Genomic DNA, 14,337 nt, shown 5'->3' on the forward strand with positions numbered 1-14,337 from the left:
TTTCGCTAATTATAGACATATATGGACTTGAAGAAAATTTTTATTCTTTCAAATTGTTCACCTTTATTTAACCCATATTAGAATAATGATTTTTTATGTAAAGAAACTAGAGAAGAACTAAGTAAACTTTTAAATAGAAAAATAAAGTAGAAAGAAGAATAAAAAGACCCTTGAAAATAATGAAATTTAATCTGAATTTTCCGAAAATATATATCAAAGAATGATTTTATTTATTATAGTGAATATAAGAGAATATCTAATTAAAGATAATCTAATCATTTTTGTGCTTTAAAGACTGAGAAAGGAATGATATTTAGTATGAAATGTGAAAAGAAAAAAGTGAAGGAATTGCTGCCAAAAATAATTGATTTAGAATTAACTGATCCTAAGATAACAGATTATCTCATAGAAAACCACAATGAAATAATATATTTTAATTTTTCACAATTTATTAGAGGCCTAAATAACATAAGCTTGTACTAAAGCGTACATAGCATAATTGATTGTTTTATCTGGATATAGCTGAAAAAAGGGTACCACTGAATATGAGGAATATTACAGGATATTGGATGAATTAAAAGTTCTTCCTATCATAAGTAAGTTTGGTAAGACCCCTGTAGGTGTTTACAAGAGAAACCTAGTAGACATTCATGGGGGATTATTTTAGCTTATATTTTTTGATTCTATACTGCAAACTTTGTCTACTCATTCCTAATTCAGCTGCCGATTTTGATATATTTCCCTTATTCTTTTTTATAATATCAATAATACGATTCCTTTCTTCAATTTTTATTTGGTCAAATAAATGAATATTCTCAAAGGAGGCATTTGAATGATTATTAATAGTATTACTAATAGAAGTATTCAGTTTTGGAAAGATATTTAAATACTTGGGGATATGACATTTTTCGATATAAGGTTCATTGGCGGTAACAATATTCATTGCACACTCAATGGTATGTTTTAATTGTCGAATATTACCAGGCCAATGGAATTTTTTGAAAGCTAATAAAATTTCTTTGCTTAGACATTGGATATTTTTCTTTAAATATTTGTTGTAATAATCAATAAAATGGTTAGATAATAATTCTATGTCATCTGTACGCTGGCGTAATGGTGGAATGTCAATATAGACAACGGCTAAGCGATAGAATAAATCTGCTCGGAGCATTTGTTTTTCGATGGCTGTAGTTGGTTCGAGATTGCAGCTGCTAATAATTCGTGTATCAATTGAAATTTCTTCCTTAGCTCCTAACCTTCTTATTTTTTTATTCTCCAGTACTCTAAGTAATTTAGCCTGCAATGCTAAAGGCATAGAATTTACTTCGTCTAAAAACAAAGTACCACTATTAGCTTGTTCTAGCAAGCCAGCTCTATCGATTGCACCGGTAAAAGCACCTTTAGTAGTTCCAAACAAAATTCCTTCCAATAGATTTTCTGGTATAGCTGCACAGTTAATAGCTAGAAAAGGTCCTTTCGAACGTATGCCCTTACTATGAATGCTTTGAGCAAAGAGTTCCTTTCCAGTGCCAGTTTCTCCATAGATGAGTACAGGAGATTCTGTAGCTGCAGCAGCTTTTGCCCAATTAATACTTTCTATAAATTGCTTATTTTTACCTAAAATTTCATATTTAGTATCATGCTTTTTTTCTGAAGTTTGATTGTTAGTATTTAGTTTTTTATTATGTAATTGCTCCTGTAAATCTAGAACCTGCTCAGCCATTTTTTTGAAATTAGTAAAATCCTTCAAAATTGCAGCAGCTCCTATAATTTTATCTTTAGAATATAAAGGTACTATACTGGTCATTACGTCTACCCATTTACCGTTTGTAGTAGTATAACTTTGATGAAAGTCAAAAATAGGCTTTCCCTCCTTAAGGACCTTTAATAATAAACTCGTTTTCCAGTCTAAATTGTAAACTTCCGTAACATGTTTTCCTATAATTTCAGAAGCCTTATAGCCTTCTAATTTTTCTATAGATGAATTATAAACAAATAATTTCCCTGAAGTATCAATTGCATGTATCCCTTCATCGATAGAATTTATAATGTTTTCATACATTTCTTTATAAAATTTCACTTCAGAATCCTTTTCTATTATGTTCGAATCAGGATAATAATTGGATACTTTTACTATTGTAAATGATGCATTTTCTACACATATTGTCTTACTGTCAATTTTTAAATTTTTCTTAAGATCCTCAACAAAATAGAAGTTTTGGCTGCTATTTTGTTCATAATTAGGAATAATCTTTTGTAAAGACAGACCCAATAAACTTGTTTTAGAGTTAAAAATCTCTCTAAAGGAATCATTATGTTTAATTATTATGTTTTTATCATCTATGATTGCTAAACCTTTATCTATGGAATTAAAAAAGTATTCAATAATTTCTATAGCAGCATCTGGATATTGAGATAGTATACTAAATATATTTTCATGCTCATATTTAATATTCATAAAATCCCGCCTTATCCTTTTTTATATGTAATTCTATATAAGTAAAAGTTTACCTTCCAAAATTTAAATATGAAGTAGATATAAGTAAATAAAATTTATAATTTTTAAAATATTCCATTTTTTTCTTTTGTGTGCTTTTATTTTCATTTTTTTGCACTTATTAATCTATATCAATTTTGTTTATGAGCAAATACCAGCTTTAAATGCTTTGGCATGGGCCTTGCTATTATAGTACTACAACCTCAATAAAGCAAGGAGAGTGATTTACAATGTTGTAAATAGGTTATTGACACGAGTTCCAAATTAAATATCTGGGAGGTATTTTATGAAAAAAGCAGAAAAAACAAGCTTTTTTAAAATGATTAACAAATCTGTTTTTATTCCTCCAGCATTAGTGGTTGTTGCTGCAGTTTTATTTGGACTATTAAATTCAAAAGCATTTGAAAAAGGAGCAGCTATTGCATTAAATTGGACATTGAAATATTTTAGTTGGTTTTATGCTTTTGGAGCCACAGTTCTTTTAGCATTTTGCCTTTGGGCAGGGTTAAGCAGGTATGGCAATATTAGATTAGGAGGTCCTGATGCAAAGCCAGAATTAAGTAATTTCAGTTGGTTTGCAATTTCACTATGTGCTGGAATTGCAGTGGGTATTGTATTTTATGGAGTAGCTGAACCCATGGCCCATTATACTAATCCTCCTTCTTTTTTAGGTTTTGAGCCAAGATCCCTTGAATCAGGACGTCATGCTATACGTCTTTCTATGTTCCATTGGACATTACATACTTATGGAATATACGTGAGTGCTGCCATTCCCTGTGCTTATTTTTTCTATAATTGTAAAAAGCCTTTCAGAGTGAGTACTAGTTTATATCCTTTAGTTGGTGAAAAAATATTTACTAATTTTGGTAACTATATAGATGGATTAGCCATATTTGCTATTGTAGGCGGCATAGCTACTTCCCTTGGTTTTGGAACCATGCAAATTGGTGGAGGGCTTAATTTTTTATGGGGAATAGAGCCTACAAAATTTACTTGGCTTGCAATTATTTTAATTTTAACTTTTGTTTATACAATGTCAAGTTATACTGGTCTGCAAAGAGGTATCAAATTTTTAGGTGAAATCAATGCTTATTTATACTTTTTTTTAATTCTTTTTATAATATTCTTTGGTCCTACGGTTCATATTCTTGATAGTATTGTGACTTCTATTGGTGACTATCTGTCTAATCTGACCTTTATGTCCTTTAACTTAGATCCTATGGGCAAAAGTACTTGGCCAAGTGATTATAGTATATTCTATTGGGCCTGGTGGCTGGCTTTTGCTCCAATTGTAGGTTTGTTCCTGGTGAGATGTGCATATGGACGCACGATTAGAGAAATGGTTCTTGTAAATCTAATTGCTCCTTCTGCCTTCGGATTAATTTGGTTTGGGGTATTTGGAAGCTCAAGCATATATTTAGAGCATTTTAAAAATGCAGGAATTGAGAAAATAATTTCTGAGAAAGGTCTTGAAGTATCCTTATTTGCATTACTTGAGCAATTTCCCTTAGCTTCTTTCACCATGATAATAGGTATGCTTGCTGTTGCTATTTCATTTATAACCTTAGCAAATGGGATGACTTCTACCATTGCAGCTATGACTACAATTGGATTCGGAAAATCAAAAGAGGATGTAGAAGCACCTGCTCCTATGAAAATATTCTGGGGCTGTTCAATGGGATTGCTTTCTTATGTACTTTTAATAAGTGGCGGAGCTTCTGCTCTACAGACATCAGTAATAGTTTGTGGATTACCGATGTTAATACTGCAATTAGCAATGGGTATTGGTTTTATAAAAACAATGAAAAATCTTAAAAGCTCTGATTTAACTTCAGAATTTATAGTGAAACGTGATACTGCTGGTATGTAAAGGAAATGTAAAGTTTTCACCTATTATAATACAACAAATTAAATAAGGAGGGATATAAATAATGTATTATATGGGAAGGGATTTAGGGATTAATTTAATTAGAGCAAGAAAGAATCATAGCTGCTATGGTATGGGCTTAGGAATTATGATACTAGATGAAGTTTATCCAGGATTTCCTGGGGATTTGAGAAATGCCAGTGGATTTCAATATCCTATACAATATGAAATTATAAAAAATGTAGATATCAACAAATTAGTTTTTGGGAAAGACAAATCACCTTGTCTACAACCCATACTTGATGCAGCTAAGAAACTTGAAAGTATGGGTTGTAAAGCTATAGCAGCTGAGTGTGGATATTTTGCATACTTCCAAAAAGATGTGGCTGGATATGTGGATATACCCGTATTCATGTCAAGTTTACTTCAGGTTCCATTTATTCAGAAGCTAATAGGGCCCAATAAATCAGTAGGTATTGTGTGCGCTTTTCAGAAATACTTGACAGATGTACATTTGAAAAATGTTGGCATAGATTTGAATAGCAACTTCGTAATTCAAGGAGCTGCTGAATATGGATGCACACAATTTGATAATTTATGGGATTATAAAAAGAGACCAGCAGTACCCCAGGCTTACTATGATAAAGCAGAGGAAGATATGGTGAGTTTATGTAAAGAGCTTGTTGAGAAAAATCCCAATATAGGAGCAATAATGTTAGAATGTACTGGAATGCAGCCCTTTGGAAGAGCCATACAAAGGGAAGTTGATTTACCGGTATTTAGTTGGGGAACCTTGCTGGATTATGCTTATTCAGCTGTAAACCATAGAGATTATTATGGTCATGTATAAAAATTAAAGTTATGTGAGATATTAGTGGATTAATATTTCAATTTAATTGACATGAGGAGATATTTAAATCTAAAGGGGGATTTAGAATGAGTGATATGAACTATAGATCGTGGATTAAAGAAAGATTGGAAATTGGTAAGGAGATCATTTATTTAACCAGGGAAGATGCAAGAAATATGGGAGTTACAAATCAGAAAATCATTGATTTAACTGAGAAGTCCATGATATCCTACAGCAAGAAAATATCAGAAATGCCAGCAAAAATAGGTATACATCCTTATAAAAATACTTTTTTCCATGCTATGCCAGCAGACCTTCCAGAACAATCTGCAAGTGGCATGAAGTGGATTTCTTGTTTTCCAGAAAATCAAAATAAGTTTGGAATACCACAGACTGTAGGACTGTTAGTTTACAATGATAGGTTAACAGGTATGCCCCTAGGAGTAATGGATTGTGTTTGGATTACAGAAAAGAGAACACCTGCTGCAGCGGCAGTATCTGCAAAACACCTTGCCAATAAAAATGCAGATACATTTGGTATGATAGGATGCGGTGTACAAGGAAGAGCACATGTAGAAATAATAGAACTGGTAATGCCCAATCTAAAGACCATATATATTTATGATATTTTCGAATCTGCTATGGATAAATTAATCAAAGAGGTACAACCCAAAGTAAAAGCTAAAATTGTAAAAACAAAATCCTTTGAAGAAATTGTAAAAAGTGCTGAAGTTATAGCATCAGCTACAATTATTACAGAACAACCTGAACCGAAAATAAAGGATGAATGGATTTCAAAAGGTCAAACACTGTTATTATCTGATGCACATTCATTATATGAAGATCAGACCATGAAAAGAGCCGATAAATATATCCTAGATAGCATTGAGCAACATGAACTGCTTTTAGGTCATGGATATTATCCCCATGGACTTCCAAAGATTTATGCTGAAACTGGTGAAGTAGCAGCTGGGCTGAAGAAAGCAAGAGAAAATAAGGATGAATTTATTGTTGTCAATAATATTGGAATGGCAGTAGAAGACATTATTGTAGCCAAAGAAATATTCGATAAAGCCTTAATAGAAGGCAAAGGAATAAGATTACCATTATAGCTAACTATAGACCATTTATTAGATCTATTATGAGTAGAATAGATTTTTAGATTATATATTTTTAAATTATCAAACTTAAAGGGGTGTTATTTATGGCAAGGAGAAGAAAAAGAGTGAATCAATATAGTGATAAGCTAGATCATAGTATAAGGAGCAATCAAGTAAATAATGATTCTGTTCAATTTAGCGTACTTTCAAAGACTCAATGTGAACGTATATTTAATGGTGTTTTAGAAGTATTAGAACATGTAGGTGTAGATATACATCATAAAGAGGCAGTAGAATTACTTAGAAAGGCAGGTTGTTGGGTTGAGAATGATGGAATAAGGGTAAAAATACCTTCATATGTCGTAAAACAAGCTATTTCTACAGCACCATCCCGTATTGTTTTATCCGATAGAAACAAGAAGAGAACAATGTTTATGGAGGGTAACAATTCATATTTTGGCCCTGGACCAACAAATCTAAACTTTATAGATGTATATACAGGAGAAAGACGGCCTGTTACAAAAAATGATGTTTTTAATACAGCAAAAGTTGTAGATGCATTACCAAATATGGACTACTGTATGTCTTTAGCAAATATAACGGACTGTACACCACAGCTAGCTGATGTACATGAGATCCATGCTATGCTTCAAAATACGGAAAAACCCATTTGTGCTTGGTCCTTTGACTTAGAAAATCTTAAGACCATTATTAAAATGTTTGAAGCTGTGGCAGGAGGAGCTGAAGAGTTACAAAAGAACCCGAATATTATCTTTTATTCAGAGCCCACAACACCTATGGTACATACAAAAGAGGCTGTTGACAAATTATTGTACATGGCAGAAAAACGATTGCCTCAACTATATACGCCAGCAGTTCAAGCAGGTGCCACAGGCCCTGCAACAAGAGCAGGCACCCTTATTATTAATACAGTAGATACCTTGACTGGCTTAGTAATTGCGCAAGTAAAAAGTCCAGGAGCTCCATGTGTGTGCGGTGGTGTTATAACAAATATGGATATGAAAACTACAGCATGCTGTTATGGTTCTTCACCTGAATTTACACTTATGCATGCTGCTGCTGTTGAATTAATAAGATATCTGGGAATACCCACATGGAGTACTGCCGGCTGCAGTGATGCAAAAATAGTAGATGAACAGGTTAGTATTGAGGAAGCTATAACTATATTTGGTGCAGCATTAAGTGGGGCCAATATAATCCATGACGTAGGTTTCTTGAATTCAGGATTATGTGGTTCCTTAGAGGGTGTAGTTATGGGGGATGAAATTATTGGGATGGTACGTAGTATTATGAGAGGTGTAAGAGTAGATGATGAGTCCTTGGCATTAGATGTAATTGAAAAAGTTGGTCCTGGAGGACATTTCCTAGCAGAGGAACATACCATGAAGAATTTCAGAAGGGAATTTTGGCAGCCGGTGTGCATGAGTAGAGAGAATTATGAAAAATGGCTGAAAGATGGAAAATTAACTTATAAACAAAAGGTAAATATGAGAGCAAGAAAAATATTAGAAACTCATAATCCGCAGAAATTACCCGATGATATAGTGGCAAAATTGGATGAATTGGTGGCAAAAGCAGAAATAAAATACAAAAAATAATAAAAAAACGATACAGTAGGTATGAAAATATTAAAGGATTCATAAGAAGGGGGAAGAGATGTGAGCGTATTATTTGAGCAAATAGCAGATAGTATAATCGATGGAATGATAGAGGAAGCGAGAGATTCAGTGCAAAAAGCATTGGATGATGGCTGTGAAGGGAAAGATATTTTAAATGAAGGTTTAATAGCTGGAATGAATGAAGTAGGTGTATTATTTAAAGAGGGGGAAGTATTTGTACCTGAAGTGTTAATATCAGCTAAGGCGATGAATGCTGGCATGGAAGTCTTAAAACCATATTTACAAGAAGGAGATGTAAAAAAAGTAGGCAAGGCTGTATTTGCTACTGTAAAGGGAGACCTTCATGATATTGGTAAAAAACTCGTGGCATTAATGATGGAAGGTGCAGGATATGAAATTATAGATCTTGGTGTAGATGTTAGTCCTGAAAAAATTGTTGAAGCAGTGAAACAGTATAATCCTGATATTATAGGAATGTCAGCTATGCTTACCACTACAATGGTGGCGATGAAAGAAACTATTGAAACATTGAAAGAAGAAGGTTTATATGAAAAAGTGAAAATTATGATTGGTGGTGCCCCAGTATCCGATAAATATGCAAAACAAATAGGAGCAAACTATTCATCGGATGCCTCTGCAGCAGTAGACCTTGCTAATCAATTAATGGCAGTATAGAAGACAAGTATTGAAAAATTAGCAAAACTAATTTATACAGACATATCAATGGGATAGAGTTATGAATTTGGTATGTCTGTATTCTTATTTTTGTTTAGTTTATCATGTTGACTATAATTTAAATAAAAAATTAAGAGTAATAAGGAGTAAGACAATTAAAGAGTATATTATCTTTTATAAAATACTGATTAAGTTAAGAGGTGGGAAGAAAATTGAACAGATTCAAAGGTATTATACTAATAATTTTAGCATCAGCAAGCTTTGGATGTATTCCCTTGTTTGCTAAAATAGCATATGCTAATGGTTTTAATCCATATACCTTTATTTTATTCAGATCAGTTTTTGCCGTTATTGAAATTTTTATTTTTTTAAAATTGAAAAATATAATATATAAGGTTGAAAAAGAACAGTATTATACACTATTTAAAGCAAGTTTTTTTGGTTATGCTTTAATGATGTTATTACTTTTTATATCCTATAATTATTTAGCAACAGGTCTTGCAACCACGTTGCATTTTATTTATCCTGTTGTAGTTATGATAGGTTCAACATTAATTTTTAAGGAAAAAGTTGATTGGAAAAAGATAATAGCCCTGATTATTTCAATAACAGGAATCTATTTTTTAATTGGTTTTGGTTCATTAAATTCTATAAATTTTGTAGGCATTATTTTAGCATTGGTGTCGGGGCTTCTTTATCCTTACTATGTATTTAAAGTGGCCTATGGAAATATAAAAGATCTAAACTCTTTTGTCATAACCTTTTATATATCTCTTTTTAATGCAATTACCTTACTATTTGGAAGTATTATTACAGGAAATTTTGATTTGGAATTTAATTATAAAGGTTTATTAAGTACTGTATTAGTTGCATTAATCTGTAATATGATGGGGATGGTGGCATTTCAAGCTGGATTAAAAATAATTAGCCCTACAACGGCTACTATATTAAGTACTTTTGAACCAATAACAAGCTTGATTATTGGTGTAATTGTATTAAGGGAACCGTTGTTTTGGCATCATGGGGTAGGAAGTATATTAATTATGATTTCTGTTATAGTTGTGGCATTTGCAGAAAAGAAAAATTTAATAGGAGCTGATGATACCAATAATATTATTAATAGTTAAATTATTTTAAAATGTCCCTAAAATATGAAGTAGATCCCAAATGCTAGGCAAAAAAGTCGATATTTGGGGTGGGCTTCATATTTTTTTATGAAAAATATCTATAGAAACAACGATTACTTAGATATTTTATCAATTATCTATTCAAAAAGAGTACCTTAAAATATCAGTTATTTTTAAAAATTCGGTAAAATGTAGATTCATATGCTATATAAATGCTTCTATAGTATTACAATGTGTCTCCTTTTTGAATCACATGTTTCAAAATATATAATATTATATGTTTTTTGTCGAAATATTCCTTAGAACTTTCAAATTACTACTATATAAGTATATTATTTTAATTAAATTATCAATGGCATTAATTTTTTTGTCTCAAAAATGATAATTTCAATATATATTTTTAAAGAAGTATTAATGTTTTTATATTTTCTTAATAAAATATAAGCTCCAATAAATTAATATAACTAAAATACATTGATTAAGCTTAAAATAACCTTTTAAGACAGATTAATCACAAAAATAGGAAGATAATTTATCTTTTCTCTTCTATAAAAATTCATTTTGTTATTTTTTTGGCAAGGTTATTGCAAGTATATACAAGTATGAACTTAGAATTATTTCAGCGGGAGCTTTTACTTCTACTGAATATAAAATCTATCATTCACAGACTATTCAATTCCTGCATCCAAATGAAATAGAAGGATTGGAATTGCAAGTTATGAGATAAAAATATAGGAGGATGATTTTATGAAGAAAGTAGTGTTAAAAAATTTAAACCTTAAAAACATTAAATTACAGGTTGAAGGATCAGTTGCAATTATCACGATGAATAGACCAAAGGCATTAAATGCACTAAATAATGAAACTTTAGATGAGTTAAATACTATTATTGATGGCATAAGTGAAGATAAGGAAATTTTAGGTGCTATTATAACCGGTTCAGGAAAGGGCTTTGTTGCAGGTGCAGACATTGTTCAAATGAAACCATATAAAGCAGAAGAAGGTAGAAATTATGCAGAATATGCCCAAAATATATTCAATAAAATTGAATCTTTAGGAAAGCCTGTAATTGCAGCAGTGAATGGTTATGCTCTAGGGGGAGGCTGTGAACTGGCATTGAGCTGTGATTTAAGGATTGCCTCTGAAAAAGCTGTTTTTGGACAACCGGAGGCAAATTTAGGTGTTATTCCTTGCTTTGGAGGAACCCAAAGATTACCTAGGCTTATAGGTAGTGGAAGGGCTAAGGATCTCATTTTTACTGGAAGAATGGTAAAGGCTAATGAGGCATTTTCTATGGGTCTTGTTAATAAGGTTGTTCCTGCTGATGAGCTTTTAAATGAAGCTAAAAATATTATGACAACTATAATTTCAAAGGCTCCAATGGCTATTAAATATTCTAAGATATCCATCAATAAAGGTGCTGATTTAGACCTTAGTAATGCCCTTGAGCTGGAAAAAGATTTAGCAGCCCTTACATTTGCTTCTGAGGATAAGGATGAAGGGATGAAGGCATTTCTTGAAAAAAGGGATCCAAAGTTTATTAATAAATAAACTGGAAATATATTTTCTATTGGAATTCCTACACAATCAAATGTTAATAAAATATCAAAAAATGCAAATATGAAAGGAAGGCAAGTATATGGGAGGGCAAGAGTTAGTAAGTTTAATTGGTATTATATTTGCACTTACACTATTAATAATTTTAGTTATGAAAGGTGTAAATATTTTCATTATAGCTATAACTTGTTCAGCTATTGTTGCTTTAACAGGTGGAATAAACTTATATAGTGCATTAAAGTTAGACTATATGGAGGGCTTTGTTGGATTTTTTAAAAATAATTTTCTAATCTTTTTAACTGGGACTTTAATGGGGAAAATGTATGAAATTACAAACGGGGCAAAAGCAATAGCAAAAATGATTGTTGGAGTTTTTGGTGAAAAAATGGCTTTAATATCAATCCCCTTAGCCTGTGGAATAATTGCCTATGGTGGAGTAAGTGTTTTCGTTGCAAGCTTTGCAGTTTTTCCTATAGCTATTGAGGTTTTTAAAGAAGCTGATCTGCCTAGAAGATTTATTCCAGCTGCACTTACCTTTGGATGTTCTACCTTTGCCATGGTTGCACCAGGGGCTCCACAAATTCACAATGCCATTCCAGCCCAAGCATTAGGGACAGATTTAATGGCGGGGACAGTAGTTGGATTTATATCATGTGGTTTTATTCTTCTAATGGGAGCATTTATTTTATATGGCATGGTATATAAGGCAAAGTCTAGGGGTGAACATTTCATAGCAAAGCATGTGGATAATTTTAAGGATGATATAAATCTTCCCAGTGGAATTATGGCTTTAATACCATTAATAATTACAATAATACTAATCAATTTTAAGGTTGGAGGAAAACCTTTACTCCCATTAGAAACAGGTGTGTTTGCTGGTTCTGTCCTAGTATTTATTATTTTAAATAAATATCAGGATAATGAAAAAATTTTAAACAATGTTGGAGAAGCCTGTAAAACATCTATATTTTCCATAAGCAATACCTGCGCCGTTGTTGGCTTTGGTGCAGTGGTAAAGGCCTCCCTAGCCTTTCCAATTGTTGTAGATGCAATGGTCAATATTCCCGGTCCAGAATTTGTAGGAATTGCAGTAGGCACAACAGTTATAGCAGGTATAACTGGTTCCGCATCGGGGGGTTTAGGAATTGCAGCTCCATTATTGGGACCTGTTTATTTGGCTAAAGGGGTTGCAGCAGGGGCAATACATAGAACAATGTCCATTTCATCGGCAGCCTTAGATTCATTACCCCATAATGGATATATAGTTACAGTTACAAATGGCTTATGTAATGAAACCCATAAAGATGCATATGCACCAATATTTTGGCTCACAGTATTTACTCCTGCAGTTGGAACTGTAGTGGCAGTAATTCTATTTTCAATATTTTCAGCCCTTGGGTAATTAAGGATTGATATAAAAATAGTATTTTTAAAATTGAAGGAGGTTTTTAATATGAGTAAGGTAATTACACGTGAAGAAGCTGCAGAAAAGGTAAAGGATAATATGACCATAGGCATTGGTGGGTTTGTGGGATTTGGAGTTCCAGAGGATTTGCTTGTGGCCCTGCAAAATAGATATATAGAAACTAAATCTCCTAGGGATCTTACGGTTATCCACTGTGCAGCTGTTGGTGATGCAGGTGAAAGGGGAGCAAATCGTCTTGGGGAAGAGGGGTTAGTTAAAAAACTTATTTGTGGACATATTGGGCTGGAGCCAAGGTTAAATAAATTAACTGTAGAAAATAAATTGGCATCTTATATGCTTCCCCAAGGAGTTATCAGTCATCTATTAAGGGCCATTGCAGGAGGAAAACCAGGAGTTTTAACCCATATTGGCTTAAAAACCTTTGCCGATCCTAGACTGGAAGGTTGTAAAGCAAATCAGATGGCTGTGGATTCAGGAGAAGAGGTTGTATCCTTAGTAAATATAGAAGGAAAAGAGTACCTTCTATACAAATCATTTTCAATGGATGTCTGCTTTATTAAAGGTTCAATAGCCGATGAAAGTGGAAATGTTTCTTTATGCAAAGAAGCGGTTTTTTCTGATCAATTAGAAATGGCTGCTGCGGTTTATAATTCTGGAGGTACTGTAATTGTTCAAGTTGATCAAATTGTAGAAAAAGGTACTTTAAAGGCAAAGGATGTTCAAATTCATGGCTTTATGGTTGATTATCTTGTAGAAGGTAGCAAAGAAAATAGTTTTCAATCCTTTATATGTAATTATTATAAACCGGAATTAGCTGGAGAAACAAAGGTTCCTCTAAAGGCTGTTAAACCTATGAAATTGGATCAAAGAAAAATTTGTGGCAGAAGAGGTGCTCTAGAATTAAAACCCAATACTTTGATTAATTTAGGAATTGGTATACCAGAAGCAGTTGGAGCAGTGGCTGGCGAGGAAGGGTTTTCAGATAAAATAACACTTTCTATTGAATCAGGTGTTTTAGGTGGCGTGCCCACAGGGGGACTGGGTATCGGTGGCACAGTGAATCCTGAAGCTATTTATAAACAACCCGACATATTTGACATCTATGATGGTGGAGGAATAGATATGTCATTTCTAGGAGCTGCTGAAATTGATTCAATGGGAAATGTTAATGTTTCCAAATTTGCGGGAAGAGTTGTAGGACCAGGAGGATTTATAAATATTTCTCAAAATGCTAAAAAAGTCTATTTTACAGGAACCTTTAAAGCAGGAAAAATGAAAGTGGAAATTAAAGATGGAAAGCTTAATATTTTAAAGGATGGTAAAGCAGTCAAATTCAAAAAAGAGTTAGAGCAAGTAACCTTTTCAGCCGAATATGCAAATAAAATTGGGCAGCAGGTTTATTACATTACAGAAAGGGCAGTCTTCAAGCTAACTGACAAGGGGATTATGTTAATAGAGATTGCCCCGGGAATCGATTTGGAGAAAGACATACTTCAAAATATGGAGTTTAAACCACTAATAGCAGAAGATTTAAAATTAATGGATGAAAGAATATTTAAGGATGAAAAAATGGGGCTAAAATTTTAAAATTTACAAAT

11 protein-coding genes are annotated in these 14,337 nt (G+C 32.6%); 10 read left to right on the forward strand and 1 reads right to left on the reverse strand.

Going from position 1 to position 14,337, the window contains the following annotated elements; genetic code table 11:
- Positions 1 to 318 precede the first annotated feature (318 nt).
- The gene (locus B5X81_RS27695) at positions 319 to 483 is read left to right on the forward strand and encodes a hypothetical protein (RefSeq protein ID WP_208984954.1); all 165 of its coding nucleotides are present in this window, start codon (positions 319 to 321) and stop codon (positions 481 to 483) included.
- Positions 484 to 658: 175 nt separating this feature from the next.
- Here the strand turns inward: B5X81_RS27695 and B5X81_RS00410 are convergent, their stop codons facing one another.
- A complete protein-coding gene (locus B5X81_RS00410; RefSeq protein WP_079488512.1) occupies positions 659 to 2,458 on the reverse strand; it encodes a sigma-54 interaction domain-containing protein in 1,800 nt (599 codons plus the stop codon).
- A 325-nt stretch (positions 2,459 to 2,783) separates the two neighbouring features.
- On the opposite strand from B5X81_RS00410, the gene B5X81_RS00415 reads away from it, so the two are divergent.
- The 9 genes from B5X81_RS00415 (at position 2,784) to B5X81_RS00455 (ending at position 14,326) form a co-directional block, all read left to right on the forward strand.
- Entirely contained in the window at positions 2,784 to 4,367 is a 1,584-nt protein-coding gene (locus tag B5X81_RS00415; RefSeq protein WP_079488514.1) for a BCCT family transporter, read from the forward strand.
- A gap of 61 nt (positions 4,368 to 4,428) precedes the next feature.
- A complete protein-coding gene (locus B5X81_RS00420; RefSeq protein WP_244281968.1) occupies positions 4,429 to 5,214 on the forward strand; it encodes an aspartate/glutamate racemase family protein in 786 nt (261 codons plus the stop codon).
- An 86-nt stretch (positions 5,215 to 5,300) separates the two neighbouring features.
- On the forward strand, positions 5,301 to 6,326 hold the full coding sequence (locus tag B5X81_RS00425; protein ID WP_139380217.1) for an ornithine cyclodeaminase family protein: 1,026 nt from the start codon (positions 5,301 to 5,303) through the stop codon (positions 6,324 to 6,326).
- 92 nt (positions 6,327 to 6,418) lie between these two features.
- On the forward strand, positions 6,419 to 7,933 hold the full coding sequence (locus B5X81_RS00430) for a trimethylamine methyltransferase family protein (protein ID WP_079488515.1): 1,515 nt from the start codon (positions 6,419 to 6,421) through the stop codon (positions 7,931 to 7,933).
- A 60-nt stretch (positions 7,934 to 7,993) separates the two neighbouring features.
- Positions 7,994 to 8,629, forward strand: a complete 636-nt coding sequence (locus tag B5X81_RS00435) for a cobalamin B12-binding domain-containing protein (RefSeq protein WP_079488517.1) — start codon at positions 7,994 to 7,996, stop codon at positions 8,627 to 8,629.
- 212 nt (positions 8,630 to 8,841) lie between these two features.
- On the forward strand, positions 8,842 to 9,756 hold the full coding sequence (locus B5X81_RS00440) for a DMT family transporter (protein WP_170917211.1): 915 nt from the start codon (positions 8,842 to 8,844) through the stop codon (positions 9,754 to 9,756).
- Between the two features lie 747 nt (positions 9,757 to 10,503).
- The gene (locus B5X81_RS00445; RefSeq protein WP_079488520.1) at positions 10,504 to 11,307 is read left to right on the forward strand and encodes an enoyl-CoA hydratase-related protein; all 804 of its coding nucleotides are present in this window, start codon (positions 10,504 to 10,506) and stop codon (positions 11,305 to 11,307) included.
- 88 nt (positions 11,308 to 11,395) lie between these two features.
- Positions 11,396 to 12,715 carry a GntP family permease gene (locus tag B5X81_RS00450; RefSeq protein ID WP_079488521.1) on the forward strand — a complete coding sequence of 440 codons (1,320 nt, stop codon included), beginning with the start codon at positions 11,396 to 11,398 and terminating at the stop codon, positions 12,713 to 12,715.
- Positions 12,716 to 12,766: 51 nt separating this feature from the next.
- On the forward strand, positions 12,767 to 14,326 hold the full coding sequence (locus B5X81_RS00455) for an acyl CoA:acetate/3-ketoacid CoA transferase (protein WP_079488523.1): 1,560 nt from the start codon (positions 12,767 to 12,769) through the stop codon (positions 14,324 to 14,326).
- Positions 14,327 to 14,337: the final 11 nt, after the last annotated feature.

It is taken from the genome of Maledivibacter halophilus, from assembly GCF_900167445.1.
Lineage (GTDB): Bacteria > Bacillota > Clostridia > Peptostreptococcales > Caminicellaceae > Maledivibacter > Maledivibacter halophilus.

Excerpts from the sequence above, each read along its gene's own strand:
- B5X81_RS27695 (WP_208984954.1), top strand. The coding sequence starts at position 319 with ATGAAATGTGAAAAGAAAAAAGTGAAGGAATTGCTGCCAAAAATAATT.
- B5X81_RS00410 (WP_079488512.1), bottom strand. The coding sequence starts at position 2,458 with ATGAATATTAAATATGAGCATGAAAATATATTTAGTATACTATCTCAA.
- B5X81_RS00415 (WP_079488514.1), top strand. The coding sequence starts at position 2,784 with ATGAAAAAAGCAGAAAAAACAAGCTTTTTTAAAATGATTAACAAATCT.
- B5X81_RS00420 (WP_244281968.1), top strand. The coding sequence starts at position 4,429 with ATGTATTATATGGGAAGGGATTTAGGGATTAATTTAATTAGAGCAAGA.
- B5X81_RS00425 (WP_139380217.1), top strand. The coding sequence starts at position 5,301 with ATGAGTGATATGAACTATAGATCGTGGATTAAAGAAAGATTGGAAATT.
- B5X81_RS00430 (WP_079488515.1), top strand. The coding sequence starts at position 6,419 with ATGGCAAGGAGAAGAAAAAGAGTGAATCAATATAGTGATAAGCTAGAT.
- B5X81_RS00445 (WP_079488520.1), top strand. The coding sequence starts at position 10,504 with ATGAAGAAAGTAGTGTTAAAAAATTTAAACCTTAAAAACATTAAATTA.
- B5X81_RS00450 (WP_079488521.1), top strand. The coding sequence starts at position 11,396 with ATGGGAGGGCAAGAGTTAGTAAGTTTAATTGGTATTATATTTGCACTT.
- B5X81_RS00455 (WP_079488523.1), top strand. The coding sequence starts at position 12,767 with ATGAGTAAGGTAATTACACGTGAAGAAGCTGCAGAAAAGGTAAAGGAT.